At 67.3% G+C, this 22,171-nt stretch carries 23 protein-coding genes; 17 read left to right on the forward strand and 6 right to left on the reverse strand.

What is annotated here, in order from left to right:
• Positions 1-5: 5 nt before the first annotated feature.
• The 9 genes from lpxD to fba all read left to right on the forward strand — a co-directional run bounded on the left by lpxD (position 6) and on the right by fba (position 8,059).
• The gene (gene lpxD / locus KBY65_RS00720) at positions 6-1,058 is read left to right on the forward strand and encodes a UDP-3-O-(3-hydroxymyristoyl)glucosamine N-acyltransferase (RefSeq protein WP_094559262.1); all 1,053 of its coding nucleotides are present in this window, start codon (positions 6-8) and stop codon (positions 1,056-1,058) included.
• A gap of 78 nt (positions 1,059-1,136) precedes the next feature.
• A complete protein-coding gene (gene leuB, locus KBY65_RS00725) occupies positions 1,137-2,219 on the forward strand; it encodes a 3-isopropylmalate dehydrogenase (RefSeq protein WP_254987106.1) in 1,083 nt (360 codons plus the stop codon).
• Positions 2,220-2,300: 81 nt separating this feature from the next.
• A complete protein-coding gene (locus tag KBY65_RS00730; protein ID WP_255000108.1) occupies positions 2,301-3,203 on the forward strand; it encodes a phosphoribulokinase in 903 nt (300 codons plus the stop codon).
• Positions 3,204-3,244: 41 nt separating this feature from the next.
• Positions 3,245-3,634: a hypothetical protein gene (locus tag KBY65_RS00735; protein WP_255000109.1), complete on the forward strand. Its 390-nt coding sequence runs from the start codon at positions 3,245-3,247 to the stop codon at positions 3,632-3,634.
• 7 nt (positions 3,635-3,641) lie between these two features.
• A complete protein-coding gene (locus KBY65_RS00740) occupies positions 3,642-4,487 on the forward strand; it encodes a prepilin peptidase (protein ID WP_255000110.1) in 846 nt (281 codons plus the stop codon).
• A gap of 48 nt (positions 4,488-4,535) precedes the next feature.
• On the forward strand, positions 4,536-5,411 hold the full coding sequence (gene accD / locus KBY65_RS00745; RefSeq protein WP_094559265.1) for an acetyl-CoA carboxylase, carboxyltransferase subunit beta: 876 nt from the start codon (positions 4,536-4,538) through the stop codon (positions 5,409-5,411).
• 48 nt (positions 5,412-5,459) lie between these two features.
• Positions 5,460-5,846 (forward strand): hypothetical protein, encoded by a 387-nt coding sequence (locus KBY65_RS00750; protein ID WP_255000112.1) that lies wholly within the window; start codon positions 5,460-5,462, stop codon positions 5,844-5,846.
• Complete coding sequence (locus KBY65_RS00755) at positions 5,843-6,913, forward strand: Gfo/Idh/MocA family protein (RefSeq protein ID WP_254987102.1); 1,071 nt, start codon at positions 5,843-5,845, stop codon at positions 6,911-6,913. Before KBY65_RS00750 ends, KBY65_RS00755 begins: the two co-directional genes overlap by 4 nt.
• A gap of 72 nt (positions 6,914-6,985) precedes the next feature.
• Positions 6,986-8,059, forward strand: coding sequence for a class II fructose-bisphosphate aldolase (gene fba / locus KBY65_RS00760; protein WP_094559267.1), 1,074 nt, complete (start codon positions 6,986-6,988; stop codon positions 8,057-8,059).
• Positions 8,060-8,151: 92 nt separating this feature from the next.
• Here the strand turns inward: fba and KBY65_RS00765 are convergent, their stop codons facing one another.
• Positions 8,152-10,947 carry a UPF0182 family protein gene (locus KBY65_RS00765; RefSeq protein ID WP_255000114.1) on the reverse strand — a complete coding sequence of 932 codons (2,796 nt, stop codon included), beginning with the start codon at positions 10,945-10,947 and terminating at the stop codon, positions 8,152-8,154.
• Between the two features lie 204 nt (positions 10,948-11,151).
• Between KBY65_RS00765 and thrC the strand changes: the two genes are divergently transcribed.
• From thrC to KBY65_RS00780, 3 genes are all read left to right on the forward strand, one after another.
• Positions 11,152-12,417 carry a threonine synthase gene (gene thrC, locus KBY65_RS00770; protein ID WP_254987194.1) on the forward strand — a complete coding sequence of 422 codons (1,266 nt, stop codon included), beginning with the start codon at positions 11,152-11,154 and terminating at the stop codon, positions 12,415-12,417.
• A 50-nt stretch (positions 12,418-12,467) separates the two neighbouring features.
• Complete coding sequence (locus tag KBY65_RS00775) at positions 12,468-12,743, forward strand: MoaD/ThiS family protein (protein ID WP_094559270.1); 276 nt, start codon at positions 12,468-12,470, stop codon at positions 12,741-12,743.
• Between the two features lie 100 nt (positions 12,744-12,843).
• Positions 12,844-13,827, forward strand: a complete 984-nt coding sequence (locus KBY65_RS00780; RefSeq protein ID WP_255000115.1) for a cupin domain-containing protein — start codon at positions 12,844-12,846, stop codon at positions 13,825-13,827.
• On the opposite strand, the gene ftsH is transcribed toward KBY65_RS00780, so the two are convergent.
• On the reverse strand, positions 13,765-15,618 hold the full coding sequence (gene ftsH / locus KBY65_RS00785) for an ATP-dependent zinc metalloprotease FtsH (RefSeq protein ID WP_409996606.1): 1,854 nt from the start codon (positions 15,616-15,618) through the stop codon (positions 13,765-13,767). The two genes, KBY65_RS00780 and ftsH, sit on opposite strands and share 63 nt — an antisense overlap.
• A 144-nt stretch (positions 15,619-15,762) precedes the next feature.
• Here ftsH and rpmF point away from each other — a divergent pair, with 144 nt between their 5' ends.
• The gene (gene rpmF / locus KBY65_RS00790) at positions 15,763-15,942 is read left to right on the forward strand and encodes a 50S ribosomal protein L32 (protein WP_094559272.1); all 180 of its coding nucleotides are present in this window, start codon (positions 15,763-15,765) and stop codon (positions 15,940-15,942) included.
• Here rpmF and KBY65_RS00795 read toward each other — a convergent pair.
• Genes KBY65_RS00795 through KBY65_RS00805 form a run of 3 tightly spaced genes read right to left on the reverse strand, consistent with a single transcriptional unit; the run spans position 15,903 to position 17,883 of the window.
• Entirely contained in the window at positions 15,903-16,787 is an 885-nt protein-coding gene (locus KBY65_RS00795) for a hypothetical protein (RefSeq protein ID WP_255000117.1), read from the reverse strand. The two genes, rpmF and KBY65_RS00795, sit on opposite strands and share 40 nt — an antisense overlap.
• Positions 16,787-17,134, reverse strand: coding sequence for a DUF565 domain-containing protein (locus tag KBY65_RS00800; protein ID WP_094559274.1), 348 nt, complete (start codon positions 17,132-17,134; stop codon positions 16,787-16,789). Before KBY65_RS00800 ends, KBY65_RS00795 begins: the two co-directional genes overlap by 1 nt.
• Complete coding sequence (locus KBY65_RS00805; protein WP_255000119.1) at positions 17,131-17,883, reverse strand: HAD-IA family hydrolase; 753 nt, start codon at positions 17,881-17,883, stop codon at positions 17,131-17,133. The genes KBY65_RS00800 and KBY65_RS00805 overlap by 4 nt, the downstream gene beginning before the upstream one ends.
• 587 nt (positions 17,884-18,470) lie before the next feature.
• Here KBY65_RS00805 and KBY65_RS00810 point away from each other — a divergent pair.
• The 4 genes from KBY65_RS00810 to KBY65_RS00825 are packed head-to-tail and all read left to right on the forward strand — an operon-like array spanning position 18,471 to position 21,657.
• Entirely contained in the window at positions 18,471-19,352 is an 882-nt protein-coding gene (locus tag KBY65_RS00810) for a hypothetical protein (protein WP_255000120.1), read from the forward strand.
• Between the two features lie 10 nt (positions 19,353-19,362).
• Positions 19,363-20,256: an MGDG synthase family glycosyltransferase gene (locus KBY65_RS00815; protein WP_255000121.1), complete on the forward strand. Its 894-nt coding sequence runs from the start codon at positions 19,363-19,365 to the stop codon at positions 20,254-20,256.
• Entirely contained in the window at positions 20,192-20,503 is a 312-nt protein-coding gene (locus tag KBY65_RS00820) for a glycosyltransferase (RefSeq protein ID WP_255000122.1), read from the forward strand. Before KBY65_RS00815 ends, KBY65_RS00820 begins: the two co-directional genes overlap by 65 nt.
• Positions 20,503-21,657, forward strand: a complete 1,155-nt coding sequence (locus KBY65_RS00825) for a glycosyltransferase (protein ID WP_255000124.1) — start codon at positions 20,503-20,505, stop codon at positions 21,655-21,657. Before KBY65_RS00820 ends, KBY65_RS00825 begins: the two co-directional genes overlap by 1 nt.
• A gap of 75 nt (positions 21,658-21,732) precedes the next feature.
• Here the strand turns inward: KBY65_RS00825 and KBY65_RS00830 are convergent, their stop codons facing one another.
• A complete protein-coding gene (locus tag KBY65_RS00830; protein ID WP_255000126.1) occupies positions 21,733-22,143 on the reverse strand; it encodes an SRPBCC family protein in 411 nt (136 codons plus the stop codon).
• Positions 22,144-22,171 lie beyond the last annotated feature (28 nt).

Consider the following 22,171-nt stretch of genomic DNA (forward strand, 5'->3'; position numbering starts at 1 on the left):
TTAGAATGCGCTTCAGCGACCTGCTCAGCCATCTGAGCGACGTGACTGATGCCAGCCCGCGCCACCTGGCCGGCGACCCCGAGATCCGCGGTGCCGCCGCCCTCGACCAGGCCGGGAGCGGCCAATTGAGTTTCCTCGAACCGGGGAATGCCCTGGCGGCGGCCTTGCAGGCCAGTGGCGCCAGTGCGGTCCTGATTCCGGTCCGGGGCGAGGAGGCCGAGGCTCTCCAACAGGAGGCCAGGGATCGCGGCCTGGCCTGGGTCGCCCTGGCCGATCCCAGGCTGGCCTTTGCCGAAGCCCTCGAGGCGCTCTACCCCCGCAGCCGCCCGGCCTCCGGCATTCACCCCAGCGCTGTGGTGGATCCCAGCGCCGTCGTGGGGATGGGCACCCATGTGGGAGCCCAGGTGGTGATCGGCGCCAACGTGCAGATCGGCGCCAGCTGCATCCTTCACCCCCGGGTGGTGCTCTACGACGATGTGCAGGTTGGCGAGGGCTGCGAGCTCCACGCCGGGGCTGTGCTGCAGCCCGGCACGCGCCTGGGCCGCGGCTGCGTGGTGCACTCCAACGCCGTCATCGGCAGCGAGGGCTTCGGCTTTGTGCCCACCGCCAACGGCTGGCGCAAGATGCCCCAGACCGGCCAGGTGATCCTCGAAGACGGCGTGGAGGTGGGTTGCGGCAGCACGGTGGATCGCCCCTCGGTGGGTGAAACCCGCATCGGCGCCGGCACCAAAATCGACAACCTGGTGCACATCGGCCACGGCGTGATCACCGGCCAGGGCTGCGCCCTGGCAGCCCAGGTGGGAATCGCCGGTGGCGCTCGCCTGGGCAACGGCGTGATCCTGGCGGGCCAGGTGGGGCTGGCCAACAAGGCGGTGATGGGCGACCGCTCAATCGCCTCCTCCAAATCCGGCGTGCATGGCGAGGTGGCCGCCGGCGAAGTGGTGAGCGGCTATCCGGCCATCCCCAATCGCCTCTGGCTGCGCTGCTCGGCCGCCTTCAACAAGCTGCCCGAGCTGGCCAAGAGTTTGCGCCAACTGGAGAAACGCGTGCAGAGCTGAGCCCGCCAGGGGTGCAACCAGCCAGCGCCTAGCCTCGCCGCCAGCCCTAAACACCGCCGGCGGCACCCCCACACCACCATGACGACCAGCTACCGGATCACCCTGCTCCCCGGCGATGGCATCGGACCGGAGATCACCGCAGTGGCCCGGCAGCTGCTGGATGCGGTGAGTGCCCGGCATGGCTTTGACCTCGCCTACGACGAGCAGCCCATGGGCGGCGCCGCCATCGATGCCACCGGCGAGCCCCTGCCCGCGAGCACCCTGGAGGCCTGCAGGCATGCCGATGCGGTGTTGCTGGCCGCCATCGGCTCCCCCCAATACGACACCCTGCCCCGGGAGCAGCGCCCCGAAACCGGTCTGCTGGGGCTACGGGCAGGGTTGGGCCTGTTCGCCAATCTGCGACCCGTCAAGATCCTTCCGGCCCTGATCGACGCCTCCACCCTGAAGCGCGAGGTGATCGAGGGGGTGGACCTGCTGGTGGTGCGCGAACTCACCGGCGGTGTGTACTTCGGCACCCCTAAGGGGCGTGTCGAAGCGGAAGGCCGGGTGCGGGCCTTCAACACCATGGCCTACTTCGATGACGAAATCGATCGGATCGCCAAGGTCGGATTTGAGCTGGCCATGCAGCGAGGCGGGCGCCTGTGCAGCGTCGACAAGGCCAACGTGCTGGATGTGAGCCAGCTCTGGCGCGACCGGGTCAACGCGATGGCGAGCGACCACCCAGGCGTGGAGGTCAGCCACATGTATGTCGACAACGCCGCCATGCAGCTGGTGCGCAACCCGCGCCAGTTCGACGTGCTGCTCACCAGCAACCTCTTCGGCGACATCCTCAGCGATGAGGCCGCCATGCTCAGCGGCTCGATCGGCATGCTGCCGTCGGCCTCCCTGGGGTCCAGCGGTCCGGGCCTGTTCGAGCCCATCCACGGTTCTGCGCCAGACATCGCTGGGCAGGACAAGGCCAACCCGATGGCCATGGTGCTCAGCGCCGCCATGTTGCTGCGCATCGGCCTGCAGCAGCAGGCAGCTGCCGCCGATCTGGAAGCAGCGGTGGATCGCGTGCTGGCAGCCGGCTACCGCACCGGCGACCTGATGGCCGAGGGCTGCACCCAACTGGGCTGCCGCGCCATGGGCGAACAACTCTTGGCAGCGCTGGAGGGCTGATCCTGCAACGGTTCACCGCAGGGATGGGGGAATCGGTCCGGCGACCTGCCAAACTCACGGTCGGTTTTTGAATCCCCGCGCATGTCGAAGCGTCACCCGGTTGTGTCTGTCACCGGTTCCTCCGGCGCTGGGACCAGCACCGTCAAGCGCGCCTTCGAATACATATTCAAGCGTGAGGGGATCACCCCGGCGGTGGTGGAGGGCGACAGCTACCACCGCTACGAGCGGGGCCCAATGAAGGAAGCGATGGCCGCTGCCGTGGCCAAGGGCGAGAACTTCTCCCACTTCGGTCCCGACGCCAACCGCTTCGACAAGCTTGAAGAGCTGTTCAGCACCTACGGCGAAACCGGCGGCGGCGAGAAGCGTTACTACCTGCACTCCGTTGAGGAGGCCGCTGAGCACAACGCCCGCCTCGGCACCAACCTGGAGCCTGGTCAGTTCACCCCCTGGGAGCCGATTCCCGGCGACACCGACCTGCTCTTCTACGAGGGCCTGCACGGCGGCGTAGTGGGCGAGGGCTGCAACCTGCGCAATCTGGCGGATCTCCTGATCGGCGTGGTGCCGATCGTCAACCTGGAGTGGATCCAGAAGATCGCCCGCGACAACCAGGAGCGCGGCTACTCGGCTGAAGCCACGGTGGATACGATCCTGCGCCGGATGCCGGATTACATCAATCACATCTGCCCACAGTTCAGCCTCACCGACATCAACTTCCAGCGGGTGCCCACCGTGGACACCTCCAACCCCTTCTTCATCCAGACCATCCCCACCCCGGATGAGAGTTTCGTCATCATCCACATCCGCAAGGTGGCCCGCGACAAGTGGGGGATTGACTTCCCTTACCTGCTCAACGTGATCAACGGTTCCTTCATGTCCACACCCACCTCAATCGTGGTGAACGGCGGCAAGATGGGCTTTGCCATGGAGTTGATCCTCACCCCGATCATCCACCGCATGATCGAAGAGAAGAAGAAGCTGGCCTGATTGCATCTGCAGCCTTTAGTCTGGGACTGCAATTCGTTCTGGTGAGGCCGATTTCCTTCGCCACACCCACGAATCCACCCCGTGTGGAACACCACCAGGCGGATCAACCACAGACCTCGGCGCCGTCGTTTCTGATTCCGGGGGCCTCCGCCAAGGCGGCTCCCGGACTTCGTCTCGATCAGATCAACAGCCAGCTGGTGATTCAGGCGGCACGGCGGGTGCTGTTTCGGGCTCTCAACAATGCCTCTGCGGGGGCGGATCCTGCCGGTGTGGTGCTCCACGGCAACCAGGGCCGCCTGGTGTTCGACCTGCCGGTGCTACTGCCGGACGAACACTTTGTGCCCATCGATCTGATCCGGGGCCGGCTGGGCCGCAGCGGCGGATCCCGCTTGCGCCTGCCCCGCAAACCTTCCTCCATGCCTCCCGCCTGAGGTCCGCTTGAGCGCCACGGCTCCACTTCTGTCCAGCTTTCCAGCCCTGCCGCTGCTGGCGGCCCTGCTCGGGGCCTGCGTCGGCAGTTTTCTCAACGTGGTGGCCTGGCGCCTGCCGCGGGAAGAATCGATCGTGCTGCCCCCCAGCCATTGCCCCCACTGCGGCAGCCGGCTGCGCTGGAGCGAAAACGTGCCTGTGCTCGGCTGGTTGCTGCTGCGGGCCCGCTGCGGCTACTGCGGCGCCCCGATCGCGATCCGTTACCCCCTGGTGGAACTGCTCTGTGCCGGTCTGTGGGTGGCGGCGCTGCTGGCCCGCCCTAGCGCCATGGGCCCCCAACCCCAGCCCTGGCTGCTGGTAGCGGCGGGCTGGTTGCTGCTCAGCTGGCTGATCCCCCTGGTGCTGATCGACCTCGATCGCCTCTGGCTGCCGGAGCCCCTCTGCCGCATCGGCCTGGTGCTCGGCCTGGCGGTGACGGCCCTGATCGGCTTCCAGCAGGACGCGGGCGTGGGCCGCGAGCTGCTGTTCCACCACCTGGTGGCCTCTGGTGTTGGGCTGGTGGGCTTTGAGGCGGTCAGCGCCCTGGCCCAGAAGGCGATCGGCAAGCCGGCCCTGGGACTGGGGGACGCCAAGCTGGCCGCCCTCCTTGGAGCCTGGCTCGGGCTGACCGGCCTGGGGCTCACGGTGATCCTGGCGGTGTTCAGTGGCGCCGTGGTGGGCAGCATCGGCCGTCTCAGTGGCCGGCTCGGCAAGCACCAGCCCTTTCCGTTTGGGCCTTTCCTGGCCGCTGGCGGGGCCGCCGTGTGGCTGCTGGGCCACGACGTCTGGCTTGCTGCGCTGGGGCTGGTGTGGTGAAGCGCCTTAAATAGGTCCATCGCCAGGCCCACTGCCCCCCGAGATCGCATGTCGTTGTTCGACTGGTTTGCGGATCGCCAGAAAAATGCACCAACCGTCCGGGTCACCCAGGACGTGGAGGAAGGCGATGGCCTCTGGAGCAAATGCCCGGAATGCGGGCTGGTGGTGTATCGCAAGGATCTGGTGGCCAATGCCAGCGTCTGCAAAGGATGCGGCCACCACAACCGCATCGACAGCGAAGAGCGCATCGCGTTGATCGCCGATCCGGGCAGCTTTGAACCGCTCGACAGCGCCATGGCGCCCACCGACCCGCTGGCCTTCAAGGACCGCCGCAGCTACGCCGACCGCATCCGCGACAGCCAGCAGAGCACCGGCCTGAGAGACGCGGTGATCACGGGGCTGTGCCGCACCAGCGGACTGCCCCTGGCCCTGGGGGTGATGGATTTCCGCTTCATGGGCGGCTCGATGGGTTCGGTGGTGGGCGAGAAACTCACCCGGCTGATCGAAACGTCCACGGCACGCCGCGTCCCAGTGCTGATCGTGTGCGCCTCCGGCGGCGCCCGCATGCAGGAGGGCATGCTCAGCCTGATGCAGATGGCCAAGATCTCCGGCGCTCTGGAGCGCCACCGCGAGGCCGAGCTGCTCTACATGCCCCTGCTCACCTACCCCACCACCGGTGGGGTCACCGCCAGCTTCGCGATGCTGGGCGATCTGATCCTGGCCGAACCCAAAGCCCTGATCGGTTTTGCCGGCCGCCGGGTGATCGAGCAGACCCTGCGCGAAAAACTCCCCGACGGCTTCCAGACCGCTGAATACCTGCGCGACCACGGCTTCGTGGACGCCATCGTCGAGCGCACCACCTTCAAGGCCACCTTGGCCAGCCTGCTGAAGATGCACGGCTGCCGCGAAACGGTGCCCGCTTGAGCAACCTGGCGTGAAACAGTTGCTGGCGTGAAACAGATCATCTCCACGATGGTGTCCCGAATCGCAGCCCTGGTGCTGCTGGTGGCGCTGTTCATGGGCGCAGCTGACCCTGCACTGGCTGGCCCCGTGGACTGGCACGAAGTGGCCACCACCAGCGAGGGACGCCAGTGGTGGGACGGCGGCAGCCTGCGGCGCAGCCGCAGCGGCAATGTGTCGGTGCTGAGCCGATTTCAGCCCGCCGCCACTGAGGACAAGCCCCGCCCAGTGAGTGATCTTTACGTGATGGAGATCGATTGCGGCCAGGCACTGTTCCGCGACACCTCGATCAACGGCCTGCCCCAGTTCGGGGCCGAGTGGCAACCAGCCGCCGGAGACTCCCTGATCGCCAGCGTGATCGGCGAGGTGTGTGCCGCCGCCCCTGAGGCCCTGTCATGACCAAACCCCTGGGCGTGGCCATTGCGGGCCTGGGCTTTGGCGAGGCGGTGCATCTGCCGGCCCTGCGCGCTTGCCCCGGCGCCACGCCGGTGGCCCTCTGGCACCCCAGGGCGCAGCGGCTGGAGGCCGCCTGCCGCAGCGCCGAGCTGCCCGGCACCAGCGACTTCGACGCCCTGCTGGCCAACCCCGCAGTGGAGGCGATCGTGATCGCCACCCCCCCGGCACCCCGCTTTGATCTGGCCCGACGGGCCCTGGAGGCCGGCAAGCATCTGCTGCTGGAGAAGCCCGTGGCCCTCTGCGCCGAGCAGGTGGAGAGCCTGCAGCGCCTGGCCTTGCAACGGGGCCTCACCGTGGCGGTCGACTTTGAATACCGGGCCGTGCCCCTGTTTCAGCAACTGGCAGCCCTGCTGGAGAGCGGCAGCCTGGGGGAGCTGGTGCTGGTGAAATTTGACTGGCTGATGGGCAGCCGCGCCGACTCCTCCCGCCCCTGGAGCTGGTATTCCCAGGCCGCCGAAGGTGGCGGCGTGCTGGGCGCCCTCGGCACCCATGCCTTCGACACCCTGCACTGGCTGGTGGGACCCACCCATTCCCTGCAGGCCCAGCTGAGCACGGCCATCCGGGAGCGGCCGCTGGCCGATGGCAGCGGCCGGCTGGCCAGCGTCGATGCCGAAGACATCGCCCTGGTGCAGCTCGAACTGGAAACCCACCAGGGGCAACGGGTGCCGGCCCAATTGAATCTGGCCTCGGTAGCCCGCCGAGGAAGGGGCTGCTGGCTGGAGCTCTACGGCCGTGACGGCACCGCCGTGCTCGGCTCCGACAACCAGGCCGACTACGTTCATGGCTTCGGGCTGTGGCAGTCCCAGGCGGGGGAGCCCTTGCGGCCGGTCGATGCCGACGCCCGCTGGAGCTTCGCCCGCACCTGGTCCGACGGCCGGATTGCCCCCGTGGAGCGAATTCACAGCTGGTGGAGTGCCGCGGTCCGGGAAGGCCGGCCGATGGTGCCTGGCCTTGGCGAAGCGGTGCGCAGCCAACACTGCTGCGACTGGGCCCGCCAGTCAGGCAGCTAGCGCCGTTTTCGGCCAAAGGGCATCCCCTAGACTCCCCCCCAGTCCCAACTTTCGACCCCGAGAGGTTTTCCCATGGCGCTCGTTCCGCTTCGGCTGCTGCTCGACCATGCCGCTGAGAACGGCTATGGCATCCCTGCCTTCAACGTGAACAACCTGGAGCAGGTGCAGTCGATCATGGAGGCGGCCTACGAAACCGACTCTCCGGTGATTCTGCAGGCCTCCCGGGGCGCGCGCCAGTACGCCGGTGAAAACTTCCTGCGCCACCTGATCCTGGCTGCGGTGGAAACCTATCCCGACATCCCGGTGGTGATGCACCAGGACCACGGCAACAGCCCCGCCACCTGCTTCGGTGCCGCCGCCAACGGCTTCACCTCGGTGATGATGGATGGCTCGCTGATGGCCGACGCCAAGACACCCGCCAGCTACGAGTACAACGTGGCTGTCACCAAGGAAGTGGTGGACGTGGCCCACGCCATCGGCGTCAGCGTCGAGGGTGAGCTGGGTTGCCTGGGCTCCCTGGAAACCGGCATGGGCGAGGCCGAGGACGGCCACGGCTTCGAGGGCAAGCTCGACCACAGCCAGCTGCTCACCGACCCCGCCGAAGCCGCTGACTTCGTGGCCAAAACCAAAGTGGATGCCCTGGCGATCGCCATCGGCACCAGCCACGGCGCCTACAAGTTCACCCGCAAGCCCACCGGTGAAGTGCTGGCCATCAGCCGCATCGCCGAGATCCACAAGGCGATCCCCAACACCCACCTGGTGATGCACGGCTCCTCCTCGGTGCCCCAGGAGTGGCTGGACATGATCAACAAGTTCGGCGGTGCCATCCCAGAGACCTACGGCGTGCCCGTGGAGGAAATCCAGGAGGGCATCCGCAACGGCGTGCGCAAGGTGAACATCGACACCGACAACCGCCTGGCCTTCACCGCCGCCGTGCGGGAAGCCGCCTTCAAGGATCCCGCCAACTTCGATCCCCGCCACTTCAACAAGCCGGCCCGGCAGTACATGAAGCAGGTGTGCCTGGATCGCTACCAGCAATTCTGGTGTGCCGGCAACGCCAGCAAGATCAAGCAGCGCGACATCAACTACTACGCCGGTCTGTACGCCAAGGGCGAACTCGACCCCAAAACCGCCGTGGCTGCTTGAGCTCAACAGCCGCCTGATCAACCTGGCAGCTGGGCCATCCGGCCTGTCTCCAACAACAGCATGGGCCCCGAAAGGGGCCCATTTTTATGGCGTCAGGGGGTGGTTGTTTCAGCTGGGCTGGGGAAGGTCGGGAGGGAGCGGCGGGGGTCCAGCAGGGCCTCGATCGCTTTCTCGAGGGTGGTGTCCATCGCCACCCGGCTTCCATCACTCACCACCACGCGGGTGAGGGTGGGCAGTCCACCATTGCGAGCCTTGAGATACACCGGCTCCACATAGAGCAGAGCCTCTCCCACCGGCACCACCAGCAGGTTGCCCTGGATCACTTCCGATCCAGCCCGGTCCCACAAGCCAAACTGCTGGCTGATGCGAGGGTTCTGGTTGATCAGGGCCTGCACCTGCTCCGGACCGAAAATCTGGGTCTGGGTGGGGAAGCGCAGCAGCACCAACTGGCCGTAGTTGGGCGCATCGCTGCGGGCCGCCAACCAGGCCGCCAGATTGGGGCGGGCCAGGGGCGTGAGGGGCTGCAACAGCAGGAATTCGGGTGGCAACTCCGGAGCCAGCTGGGCACTCACGTGATAGGGCTTCACCGGGATCTGGCTGCGGCCATAGAGCTCCTTGGGCACCTGCCAAACGTCGTCGCCGCTGTAAAACACCCGCGGATCGGTGACGTGGTAGCGGAGCAGCTGGGCGGTTTGGAGCTCGAACTGGCGCTGGGGGTAGCGGATGTGGTTCTGCAGCGGCGCCGGCATGGCCGAAAGGGGCTGAAACAGGCCCGGGAACAGCCGCTGCCAGCCGGCGATGATCGGGTCGCGTTGATCCGCCACGTAGAGCACGGCAGTGCCGTTGTAGGCATCCACCAGCGCCTTCACCGAGTTGCGCAGATAGCGGATATCGGGATCGCTCGGCACCGCGGCGCTGTAGGGATAGCTGCGGCTGGTGGTGAAGCCCTCCACCATCCAGAACTGGTGCTGGTTGGGGGCGAAGGGACCAGGATCCTTCAGCTGCACCGACACCAGAACGGGATCGCCTTCGAAGCGCACAAACGGAGCCAGGGTGCGCAACCGCTCGCGCACCTCGCGGCGCAGCAACAGCCGGGTCTGCGGCGTGATCGCCCCCTGCACCAAGAGCTTCGGTTCCCCCAGGTAGATCGCCGAGGCCAGCCGCCCCCAGGGTGAGCCGATCGGCACCCCGCCCGACCCGGCGTAGTGGGTGTAGAAATTTTCATCCCCCTGGGGATAGTCAAACTCCTGCACCCGGGTGGGGGCGAGGGCGTAGGGCGATACCAGGGCCCCGAAGTAGAGGCTGGGCTGGCCGATCGGAATGCCAGCGCGCACATCGGCGGTGGTGATGCCGAGCTGGCTGTTGCCCTGCACCCGCGTGGACGCGCCCAGGTCGCTGATGAAGTAATCGGGCAGGCCATCAGGACTGCTGGTGTTCACCGGTGAAACGGTAAAGCCGTAGCCGTGGGTGAACACCAGGTGGGTGTTGAGCCAGGTGCGTGCTGCAGGCGGCAGGGACGCCTGATCGAGCTCCCGTGCCGTGATGATCACCAGTTGGCGCCCCAGCGCAGGGTTGCCACTGAGGCCGTAGCGATCCACCGCAGCCCCGGAAAAGCGGTAATAGACCCGCAGTTGTTGCAGCTGACGGTTGGTGGACAGCAACGGCTGACTGTCCCAGAGCCGGATGTTGCGCAGGGTGGCATCGCCCGCCTGCACATCGGCCCGGGTGAGGCGGCAGCGCGGTTTGACAAAGCGGGTGCTGATGTCGTCGAGCTGGAACGCGGCCCGGGTGGCCCGGATCGAACGGGCCAGGTAGGGGGTTTCCAGCTGCAGTTCCCGGGGTTTGACCAGCAACAGCTGGAGCACGGGAGTGAGCGCGGCTTCCAGCAGCGGCACCAGCAGCAGGGCCAGCGACACCCCAAGCAGAAGGCCCCCCCGGATCCCCTGCCGCGGCAGGGGAAGCAGCAGGGCCACGGCGGTGAGCACAGCCACCACGGCGGCCAGGGTGCGCAAGGGCAGCACCAGGTGCACATCCAACCAACCGGCGCCCGGCACGCTGCCGGCGGTGCTGAGCAAGAGCTGGTGGCGGCCGAGCCAGAAGCTGCAGGCCACCAGCAACGCCATCAAGGCCAGGGGCCAGCGCAGCCGCAACAGCTGGGCAGCGGAGAAGCCGTGGAAGCGACCGTCGCTGAGCTGGGGCGGGCGGGCCACGATGCCCCACAGCCCTGCCCCCAAGTGGCAGAGCACCAAGGCGATCAACAGGGTGAGACCAAAGGCCAGGGCGGGAAAGCGCACCAGCCCAAAGACGATGTCGGCCTGAAGCATGGGCTCGCGCAGGCCGCTGTCCGGGGCGAGCAAGGCCAACGACCACAGACCCCACGCCCTGCCCAGGGCCGTGGCCGCAGCCAGCGACGCCATCGCCGCCACCAGCCGGGGGGCCGTGCGGGGACGGGCCAGCAGGGCCCCAGCCAGCCCCGCCAGCAGGAGCAGCAGCGGGGCCGACACGCCACTGAGCACGGTGAGGCCGTGCAACCGGCGGGGATCGAAGGGGTCGACCATCAGGCGCTCGGCCAGCCGCAACAGCAAAGCAAGCGGCACCAACTGGGCCAGGGCCAGCACCACCAGGCTGGCGGCATAGGGCAGGGGCGCCAGGGCGAAGCGCCGCTCCGGGGCAGCCGCCGGCGCAGGGCGCCAAAACCGGATCAACCAGCGCTGCTGAGCCAGGCCCACCACCAGGCCAAAGGCAGCCGCAGCCAACTGCAACAGCCAGCGGTGCAGCAGCACCTCCCCCTTGGCGAATTGCTCAAACCATTGCCACTCCACCCACAGGCGCGCCGCCAGCACAGTGAAACCAGCCAGCAGGGCCAGACCAAGGGCCACGGAGGCCACCTGGCGGACAGCAGAGGGCGAGGAACGCCTCAGCATGGGGGATCGGGGCACCGGCCGAGGGTAGGAAGCCCTGGCTCAACAGCAAGCCCAGCAAGCCCCGAGACGCGCTCGGACCACTGGCCATGAATACCCGACTTCTGCAATCGGGATTAAGTCGTCGCACCTGGAAGCGCTGTTAGCCTCCTTCGATCGCTGGGCGTGACTGTGACTGCCACCCTCTCCCGCTCCACCTTCACCGGGCTGCGCTGCAAGGAATGCGGCCATCCCTATGAGGCCGGTGCCCGTCACGTCTGCGAAGACGTCTGCTTCGGCCCACTGGAGGTCGTCTACGACTACGACGCCATCAAAAACCGCGTCAGCCGCGCCACGATCGAAGCCGGCCCCGCCTCGATCTGGCGCTACCGCGAATTTTTGCCGATCGAGGGCGATCCCATTGATGTGGGCACCGGCTTCACGCCCCTGCTCAAGGCGGGCAACCTGGCCAAGCGCCTGGGGCTCAAGAGCCTCTACATCAAGAATGACGGCGTCAACATGCCGACGCTCTCGTTTAAAGATCGAGTGGTGTCGGTGGCGCTCACCCGCGCTCGCGAGCTGGGCTTCACCACGGTGAGCTGTGCCTCCACCGGCAACCTGGCCAATTCCACCGCGGCCATCGCCGCCCACGCCGGCCTTGATTGCTGTGTGTTCATCCCCAGCGATCTGGAGCTGGGCAAGGTGCTCGGCACCCTGATCTACAACCCCACCCTGATGGCGGTGAAGGGCAACTACGACCAGGTGAATCGCCTGTGCTCGGAAGTGGCCAACACCTACGGCTGGGGCTTCGTCAACATCAACCTGCGCCCCTACTACTCCGAGGGCTCGAAAACCCTCGGCTATGAAGTAATCGAGCAGCTGGGCTGGGAGCTTCCCGACCACATCGTGGCGCCGCTGGCCTCCGGGTCGCTGTTCACCAAGATCCGCAAGGGTTTTGATGAATTCATCAAGTGCGGGCTGGTCGATGAGAAGCCCGTGCGCTTCAGCGGTGCCCAGGCCGAGGGCTGCAGCCCGATCGCCCAGGCCTTCGCTGAGGGCCGCGACTTCATCACGCCGGTGAAGCCCAACACCATCGCCAAATCGATCGCCATCGGCAACCCGGCCGACGGCCCCTACGCCATCGACATCGCCAACAAGACCGGCGGCTCGATCGCGGCCGTCAGCGATGCCGAGATCATCGAGGGCATCAAGCTGCTCGCCGAAACCGAGGGCGTGTTCACCGAAACCGCTGGCGGCACCACGATCGCGGTGCTCAAGAAGCTGGTGGAGCAGGGCAAGATCAACCCCGAAGAGCGCACCGTGGCCTACATCACCGGCAACGGCCTCAAGACAACAGAGGCAGTGGCCGACTGCATCGGCGCGCCCTACACGATCGAAGCCCAGCTCGACAGCTTCAAAGCCGCCTGGGCCCAGGCCCAGTCCGCCCAGCAGGCCTGATCGCCGGCACCACAACTGACACCGTCCTCCTCCTCCTTCCCATCCAGCCCATGGCCGTTCAGGTTCTGATCCCCACTCCCCTGCAGAAGTTCACCAACGACGAGGCCAGTGTCGATCTCGAGGCCAGCAGCGTTGATGGGCTGATCGAGGCACTGGAGGGCCGCTACCCCGGCATCAAGGGGCGCCTTTGCGATGAGGCCGGCAAGCTGCGCCGCTTTCTCAATCTGTACGTCAACAGCGAGGACATCCGCTTCCTCGACAACCAGGACACGCCCCTCAAGGACGGCGATGAGGTGTCGATCGTGCCCGCGGTGGCCGGCGGCTGAATCGCGAACGGTGCTCCCTGCAGCAGCACGGCAGCGCTGAAGTCGGGCTCAATAGGTTGGATCCCACAGCATTAGCCCATCTCGCTTGGAGGCGTTTCCGATGACCCAAGCCCCGATCCAACCGGGCGACCGCGCCGTTGAAGCCAGCCAGGCCAGCGCGTCCAGCTGGCAGGCCAAAGCCCAGCTGTTCGATTACCGCCAGGCCGCCAACCCGGTGCGCCCTGGCCTCACCGAACCGATCCGCTACCACCAGTGGTCGCCGGAGCTGCATCAGAGCGGCCCCACGGCGGTGATTTCCCTGGATCTCAGCGCCAAGCTCGGCTGCAGCGGCCCAGCCACGAGCCCCGCTCTGGCGGCCCATTTCCTACGAATCCAGGCCGGCGAGGGGCTGAATGCCGCCGCCAACGCCACCAGCTCCCTCTTCTACGTGCTCCAAGGCGCCGGGCAGCTGCAGTGGGCGGCTCGTGCCCTGCACTGGGGCGCCGGCGACCTGTTCGTGCTGCCCGCCGGGGAGGCCCCCCTGCTGCAGGCCGAGCACACCAGCGTTCTCTATTGGGTGCACGACGGCCCCCTGCTCAGCCACCTCGGCGTGGAGGCGACCCAGGCCCGTTTCGAGCCCGCCCACTACCCGGCCGCCTGGCTGCAGCAGGAACTCGACCAGCTGCTGGCCGACCCCACGGCCGCCCGCAGCAATCGCCTCAGCCTGCTGCTGGCCAACAGCGACCTGCCCCAGAGCCGCACCGTGACCCACACCCTCTGGGCGATGCTCGGGCTTGTGCCCCCCGGCGCGGTTCAGCCTCCCCATCGGCACCAATCGGTGGCCCTGGATCTGATCATCGATTGCGACCCTGGCTGCTACACGCTGGTGGGCACCGAGCTCGATGCCAGCGGCGCCATCGCCAATGCCCGCCGCATCGACTGGCAAGCCGGCGGAGCCTTCATCACCCCCCCGGGCCACTGGCACGCCCACGTCAACAGCAGCAATCGCCTGGCCCGGCTGCTGCCGATTCAGGACGCTGGCCTACACACCTATTTGCGCAGCCTCGACATCTGCTTTGCTGGCGGCATCCACAGCGACAGCTGAGCGGGCTACCACGGCCCGGAAAGCCTCGCCCTCAATGGTTTCCTCCCGGATCAACAACTCCACCAGCTCGTCCATCAGGGTGCGGCGTGCTTCCAGCAACCCCACAGCCTGATCGAGGGCTCCGCGGGCCAGATCCCGCACCAAGACGTCGATGCGATTACCGGTTTCCCGGGAGTAGTGGGGCTCCGAGCGCAACCAGTCGCGCCCCAGAAACACCTCCGCCCCATCCCCCTCCAGAGCCACCGGACCCAGGCTGGAGAAGCCATAGCGGGTGACCATCTCGCGGGCGATGCGCGTCACCATGTCCAGATCGCCACTGGCCCCCTGGGTCACTTCCCCAGGACCGAACACCACCAGCTCGGCGGCGCGCCCCCCGAGGGCGACCACCAGGCGGGCGCGGAGGTAGGCCTTGCTGATCAGACCGGAATCGAGAATCTCCTCATCGGGCATCATCCGGGCGAAGCCGCCAACACCACCGGCCCGGGGCAGCAGGGTCACCTTGTCGAGGGGATCGGCGTGGGGCACCAGGGTGGCGAGCAGGGCATGGCCCACTTCGTGATACGCAATCAAGCGCTTCTTGGCACTGTCCTGCAGGGGTGCCGCTGACAAGCCCATGGTGATCCGCTCCAGGGCACCGGCCATGGCGGCATCGTCAATTTCGCTCTGGTGGCGGCGGGCCGTGAGGATGGCCGCCTCATTGAGCAGGTTGGAGAGGTCGGCTCCGGAGAAACCCGGGGTGCGGCTGGCCCAGGCCGACAGCGACACCGCCGCCGCCAGCGGACGGCTGCGGGCGTGGACCGCCAGGATCGCCTCGCGGCCGCGGCGGTCGGGCAGGTCGACGGTGATGCGGCGATCGAAGCGGCCTGGGCGCATCAGGGCAGCGTCGAGCACGTCGGGGCGGTTGGTGGCGGCCAGCAGAATCACGCCGGAGTTGTCGGCGAAGCCATCCATTTCGGTGAGCAGTTGGTTGAGGGTCTGCTCCCGTTCGTCGTTGCCGCCGCCGATGCCAGCACCCCGCTGGCGGCCGACCGCATCGATCTCATCGATAAAAATGATGCAGGGCGCCTTGGCTTTGGCCTTGCGGAACAGGTCCCGCACCCGACTGGCCCCCACACCCACGAACATCTCGACGAATTCGGAGGCGGCCATCGAGAAGAAGGGCACCCCCGCCTCACCGGCGATGGCTCGGGCCAGCAGGGTTTTGCCGGTGCCGGGTGGCCCCACCAGCAACACCCCCTTGGGAATCTTGGCGCCGACTGCGGTGAATCGATCGGGCTCCCTCAAGAAGGTGACCACCTCCTGGAGCTCCTCTTTGGCTTCGGCGATGCCAGCCACGTCTTCAAAGCGCACCGTCACAGCACCATCGGCCTGGAGGCGTGGCTTGCTGCTGCCAAATCCCATCGCCCGGTTGGCCACCTGGGCCGAGCGACGGATCAGCAGCGCCAGGCCGCCGAGCAGCAACAGCACCAACATGCCGTTGGCCACCAAACCGGCCAAAGCCCCATCGGCGCGATCGTCCCGCACCGTGAGCGGCACCTTCGCCTGCTCGGCGGTGCGCAGCAGCAGCTGGTCGTTGCTGAACATCGGCACGGAGGCCTGGCGGCCATCCTCGAAGCGCACCTGCACCTCGCGCTGGCGCAACGACAATTCCAGGTCCTTGACCTTGCCGGCCCGCAGATCCTTCAGCAGCTGGCTGTAGGAGGGCACCGGTTCACGGGCCGACAGGGCGTCCCAGCGAAAGGGCTGCGGGCCTGAAGGAGGATTGCCCGGAGCAGAACTGCCTGAAGACAGGCGTCCCGGAGGAAGACTTCCCGGAGTGAAGGCGTCCGGAGGAAGGCTGTCGCTCACTGAGTTCAGGCTTTGGCAGGAGCTTAGCGATTTGACGAAAGGCCAGGCGACAACGGAAGATCTTAGTTTGGCAGTGAGTGTGCGGGGATGGCTGTTCCCAAGAAGAAAACCTCCAAGGGCAAGCGCAATCAGCGCCACGCCACCTGGAAAGGCAAAGCTGCTGTTGCGGCCCAGAAAGCGCTCTCGATCGGCAAGGCCGTGCTGAGTGGCCGTGCCCAAGGCTTTGTTTATCCCGTGGATGAAGAGGGCGACGACGGCGAAAGCTGATCGTTCTGATCCCTGATCCAGCCACCACACCAGCGGCGGCGTCCATCCAGGACAGCCAAACCAGCGGCTTTGTGGATTAGAGGATCCTGGTAGTAACCCGGGGGCAGCGAGCAGAGGCTGGAGCGCACCAGCCGCTCGAGCGCATCGGATGGAAGCCAGGCAGCGCCACGGCGGCGTTGCCTGGCTTCTGCTTGAAAACGCCAGCGGCGCGGCAGGTGCCACCACTGCGGACGCAGCAACCAGAGCTGGCTGCATTGATCCCAGAGCGGCTGGTAGGCCTCCAAGGCCTGATCCCAGCGGGATAGCCACGTTTGTTCGTCGCTGCTCAGGCCCGCCACCCCATGGGCCTGAAGCTCCAGGAGCCGGGTTGGCCCCAGCGGCCGGCAGCCCAGCAACCAGCCTTCCAGCAGAAGCACCTCAGCCTCACGGCCGTCGATCCCATCCCGGTCGCCCTGGCCACCGCGCAGGGTTTTGTCAAACCGTGGCAGGTGCAACGGGCCTCCAGCCCGCCAGGCCTGCAGGCAGGCCAGCGCCAAGGCGACGTCGTGGCTGCCCGGAGGCACCCGCGAGACGCCGAAGGGATTGCCGGCCAGGGCCAGCCGGCGCGGCTCCCAGGGCAGGTAAAAGTCGTCGATGGAGGCCACAGCCAGCTTCAGGCCCCGAGCGGCAGCCCGTTGACGCAGAAGCGCCGCCAGGGTGCTCTTGCCGGCGCCCACCGGTCCATTGAGGGCCACCACAGGCCGCTGTCCGCCAGCTCCAAGGCGCACGAGCTCCGCCATCAGCGGCTGAAGCCAGTGGCGATCCAGGCCTGGATCAATGCTGGGATCCAGCGCAGGGGAGGCCATCAAGTGCCGAGTTTGAAGGCCTCCAGCACCACCGCATACACCGCCCCAACGCGCAGGTTGTCAACCACCAGCCAGCCCAGGCCAGGCGCCGTCTTCACCAGCCGGCCCCGCAAGCGCACGATCAGCTCCACCAGCAGCACCATCAGCAACACCGCCATGGGCCGCCCCCCGGGGATGAGCAACAGCACGTAGGCGGTGACGTTGCTGCCGGCGTAGAAACCCAGCAGCAGCGCTAGCAGCACGGTGCTGCGATGGCGCCAGTTGCCGCGCAGGCTGCCGAGCAGCAGGGCTCCGAGCTGCTCCAGGGCTTGGTTGAAGCGGGTGCGCTGAAGGGGCAGGCGCGTCACAGCTGTGGAGCCTCCAGCAGATCCTGCAGATAGGAGAGCGTGATCTGTCCGCCCTGGCAAGCAGGGCCCCACAACACGCTGGCACCGCTGCCCAGCTGTGTCACCACGGCCCGAGCCCGGCTGAACCGCTCGGGCGGTTCGGCGCTGCCGTAATGGCTGAGCGTCAGCAGGCAGGCCACCCCGGCCTGATCGGCCGCTGCCAGGCCATTGCCGGAGTCTTCCAGGGCCAGCGCCGCCCCGGGGGGCAATCCCAGCTGCACCAGGGCGCGCTGGTAGGCCTCGGGATCGGGTTTCTTGCGGGCGACATCGTCGCCGCACACCCAGACGCTGAAGCAGGGGGCCAACGGACCCAGCAGATGCTCGGCCAGGGCGGCCACGGCCAAGCGGCCGCTGGTGGTGACGATCGCCTGGGGCAGACCGGCGGCATGCACCGCGGCGATCAGCTCCGCAACACCAGGGCGCAGCTGCAGCTCACCGGCACCCACCAGGGCGGCGTAATGGCGTTGCTTGCGGGCCTGCAGATCGGCCACCAGCGCGGCCTCGGGCGGGGCCCCCTGCAGCTCCGCCAGGGCGGCGGCAATGCGTTCGCGGCCGCCGCTGATGGCCAGCAGCTCGCCGTAGCGCAGCCCATCCCAGTGCAGGGGCAATCCCAGCTCCGCGAAAGCCCGGTTGAAGGCGAGGCGATGGCCGTCGCGCTCCGTCTCCGCCAGGGTGCCATCGACATCCCAGAGCAGGGCCCCCAAGGCCATCGGCCGGTGCTGCAACGGGCAGAAGGTTAGGAGCCTCTGGCGCATAACCCCGGCCCGCCTCGGCACCATGGCAGCGCCATCCCCGTGGCGTTGTGAAGGACCCTGCTGAAAGCCAAGAGCTACTGCAAACTATGCCTCTCCACCCAGGGGCCCTTGAACAGCAACTTCAAGGTGAACAGCGGTTGCACCAACCAGGTTGAGATGAAGCCGAACCGCAAGCAGATCAGCCTTCTGCTCCGCGGCACACGCAAAGACACCACGTGAGTTGCCTTCTCCCAACGGCACGCCTTCCTCTGCCGTGGATTTGGGGCGGGCAAGTGCTCTCCAATCTCGGCACCCAAGCCAGCCTGTATGGATTGGGGGTCTGGCTGTTGCAACAGCAGCAAACCTTGCAACCGTTGGTTGTTGTGGCCGTGGCGGTGCAGCTGTCCAAGACAGCCATCCTTCCTTAGATCGCACCGCGCCTTCTTCATTGGCCCTGGCGCGTGGTGTTGCTCACCGCCAATGCGATAGCTGCAGTGGCGACCCTCTCGATGGCAGCGCTGCTGGTTTGGGCTCGATGGCCTCCGGTCAGCTTGCTGCCACTGTTGGCTTTGGCAGCCGCAGCAGAAGCCGTTCTTGTGTTGGCGCTTGCCACCCTGCTGCCCGTTGTGGTGCCTCCCCCAAAACTGCCGCAGGTGAACGGCTGGCTGGTGACCAGTGATGCGCTGGTGCAACTCTCCGCTCCTGCCCTTGGGGCTGCAGTTGTGGCGACGGGTGGGGTCGCAGCAGTGGTGGGTCTCGATGCCTTCAGCTTTCTGATCGGCATGGGATGTGTGGCCCTGGTGAACGTGCCGCCCTGGATCGGTGCCCCGAGCGGCCGCAGGCACTCACCGAGGCAGCAACCACCCATGTGGAGCACGGTTCAGCAGCTTTGGCAGGGTCGGCGCAGCCGAGGGTTGCTGAGCACTTCGATGGCGCTTTCGTTTGTGCTGGCCTGCACCGAGGTGGTCTTCCCAGCGTGGGTGTTGATGGCCTTGGGAGCAGGTTGGCTGATGCCGGCACTGCTACTCAATGGGCTGGCCTATGGCTGTGGCACGGTGATTTGGTTTCGGTTGGGTGATCGTCGGTTGCTCGTGCCTGCCCTGCTGGGGTGGCAGGGGCTGATGTTGCTGGGTGCAGCCCTGCCTGGCATCACCCAGTTACCGCTCCTCTGGAGTTGGGGTGTGGTGACGTTTACTGCTGCGGTTCCGATTGTGTTGGCTGCCGTGCAGGGTCGCTGGCAGCGATTGATTGCGCCCATGGATCAGCCCCGCTGTTTTGCTGCGCGCTTTGGGGGCGAATGGTTGGCCCGCTTGCTGGGCCTGCTCAGCGCTGGATTGCTGGTGGATGGCGTGTTCCGGCCCGCACTGGCGGAAGGACAGGCAGAAGCATTTGCGTTGGCAGCGGTGGGAGCCCTGCTGTTGGCCGTGGTGCCCTGGCTGCGATGAGGTGCAACCGATGACCCTGCCGAAGCCCGTCCCCTTGCGCGTGCTGATCATCACCTCGAGCGCAGGCACGGCCCACGACTCGGCGGCCTATGCGCTGCAGCAGTGGATCCAGCAAAGCCGTCCGGAAACAGAGGTGCTGGTGGAGCACCTGCTTAAAAACGCCAGCGTGATGATGCGGTTGGGGGTGAGCTTCTACAACTGGATCCAGAAGAGGGCCCCCTGGTTGATGCAGGGCTATTGGCGCCTGGCGGAGTGGGAAGACCTGATCAAACCCCGCACGGTGATCTTTGGCAGGGCTTACACCGCCCGGTTGCTGCGCCGCTTTCGGCCCGATGTGCTGATCGCCACCCACCCCCATCTCAACCGAGGTCACTTCGATCTGGCCAAGCGGGTGCTCGGCCCACAACTGCGCTGCATCACCTGTTGCACCGAACTGGATGGAGGCTTCGGCTTCAGCCGCAACTGGATCAGCCTGGCCTGCGATCGCTTCTGGACGCTCACCCCGGAGGTGGACCGCCACGTGGCGCACCAGCACGTCTGGCGGCGCCTGCCGGCTCAGCGCTTGCAAGGCCTGGGCCCGCTGCTTTATCCCGCCTTCCACCAGGGGCCAGTGGCGCCCGCGGAACCCCCGGCTGGGCTGCCGGTGTTGGTGTTGGGCAGTGGCGCCAATGGGGCCAACAACCACACGGCCCTGTTGGAGCTGCTGTTGCCCCTGGCTGGGCATGCGGGTGGTGGCGCTGTGCGGCCGGCGGCAATCAGCGCGCAGCTCCCTGCTCGCCTGGGGTTTGGCCCATCCCCAGCTGGAGTTGGAGGTGCGGGGGTTTCAGGACGCCGCGGCGATGGCGGAGCTGTATCGGCGAGCCTGGGCGATGGTGGCCCGCCCCGGTGCCCGCACGGCCACTGAGGCGCTGGTGATGGGGTGCCCGCTGATTTTCAACCGCTACGGCAGCACCATGCCCCAGGAGCTGCTGGCACCGCGCTACTTCGCGGCCCGGGGCCTCGACACCTCGGTGCGCTCCCCAGGGCAGCTGGTGACCGTGGTGCACCAGTGGCTGGATGATCCGGAGGCCTACGCCGCGCGGCGGCGGCGCTTTGCCGCCGAACGCTTGCGCTGCCATCCCCAGCAGGTGCTGCAGGGGTTGCTCGATTGATGGCGTTGCAGCCGGGCGGGTTGGAGGGCGTTGCATGGCTGGTGGCGGCCCTCATGGCTGGGTTGGTCGTCTTGCACCTGCGCCTGGCCTGGCCCTTTCTGCGGGGCAGCGCCCCAAGCCCTGTGCGCGCGGCCCTGGCTGCACCCTCCAGCTGGCCAGCAGCGGAGGTGGTGCTCTGCCTACGGGGCGCCGATCCGGCCTTGCCGGATCTGGTGCGATCCCTGGCAACGCAGAGCTACGCAGGCCCCTGGCGGTTGCAGGTGGTGGTGGATTCCTCGACCGATGGGGCCTGGCTGGTGGTGGAGAGGGCCCTGGCGCACCGAGGGCCGCAGGCCAGCTGGCAGGAGGCGCGGCTGACGGCGTTGGCCGATCCCCAGGGCGCCGCATCGCGCAAATGCGCTTCGTTGTTGCAGGCGTTTGCAGCCCTGGATCCCTCCACGCTGGTGGTGGCTTTGGTGGACGGGGATGCGGCGATTGGCACCAATTGGCTAAGCGAGCTGGTGGCCGCTTGCCTCCAGCCGGGAGTGGGGGCGGTGTCGGGCAACCGCTGGTATGCGCCGGCAACGGGCAGCGGCGTGGGGCAGGTGCGGGCGATCTGGAATGCGGGTGCGCTGCTGCTGATGGGGTGGATGCAGGTGCCCTGGGCCGGGTCGCTGGCCCTGCGCCGCGAGCTGCTCACCACCACTGGCTGGCTCAGCCAGCTGCGCACGTCCCTCTGCGAAGACACGCCCCTGCTGAACCATCTGCACCAGGCGGGCTGGCGCTACGGGCTGCTGCCCCAGTTGCTCTCCTGCGACTGCGAGGATCTGCGCTGGCACGACCTGCCCGCACTCGAGCGCTGGATCAGCCGGCAGCTGCTGCTCGTTCGTCTGCACCATCCGGCCTGGCCCTGGCTGGCGGCGCATGCTGTTGCCACCAGCACCCTATCGCTCGTGGCCGTTTTGCTGCTAGGGCTCGGGCAGCTGCCGGGGCTATGGGCGATGGCGCCGGCGCCCAAGGGAGCCTTGCTGGCAGCCTTGCTGACGACGGATCTGCTGTGGGCTGGGCTGCTGTGGAGCTTGGGCCGAGCCCTTGGGCAGCCAGCGCCGCGACAGCTGCTGGCGTTGCCGCTTTGGGTCGCCCTCACGCAACTCATCTATGGCCTGCCACCTTGAGGGCGGCCTGCGCGCAACAGGTGGAATGGCGCGGCAGCTGCTACGCGCTGCGACGGCAGGGCGGGCAATGGCACGTCAGCCGCGCAGCAGCGCCCGGCGCAGAGATTCGAGCGCCTGCCGCAGGCTGGTTTCGTTGAGCGCGTAGTAGCTGGGCAGCAGGGCCGCAGGCAGGTTGGGCTCGAGCTCGATCCGGTGTTGCAACACCACCCCACCCTGGGCGGGCACCACGGTCCAGCTCCCCTGCAGGCGGCGGATCTGATCGGCCTGCAGCAGGCTGTAGCTGAGGGTGCGCGGGGCCTGTTCCTCGAACAGCAACCGGGCTTGAATCGGCAGACCAAAGGTGTAGGGCGCCTGATACACCTGCTCCACTTCCACCCGGTTGCCCTGCCGGCTCAGCACACGCACCCGCTTGATGTCGGGCACCACGCTCGGCAGCTGGCTGTAGTTGGTGAGCAGGCTCCAGGCCTTCTGCGCTGAAACGGGCACGAACACACTGCCCAGATAGCGGCCGCGG

Origin of the sequence: Cyanobium sp. Alchichica 3B3-8F6 (genome assembly GCF_024346435.1) — a bacterium.
Lineage (GTDB): Bacteria > Cyanobacteriota > Cyanobacteriia > PCC-6307 > Cyanobiaceae > Cyanobium_A.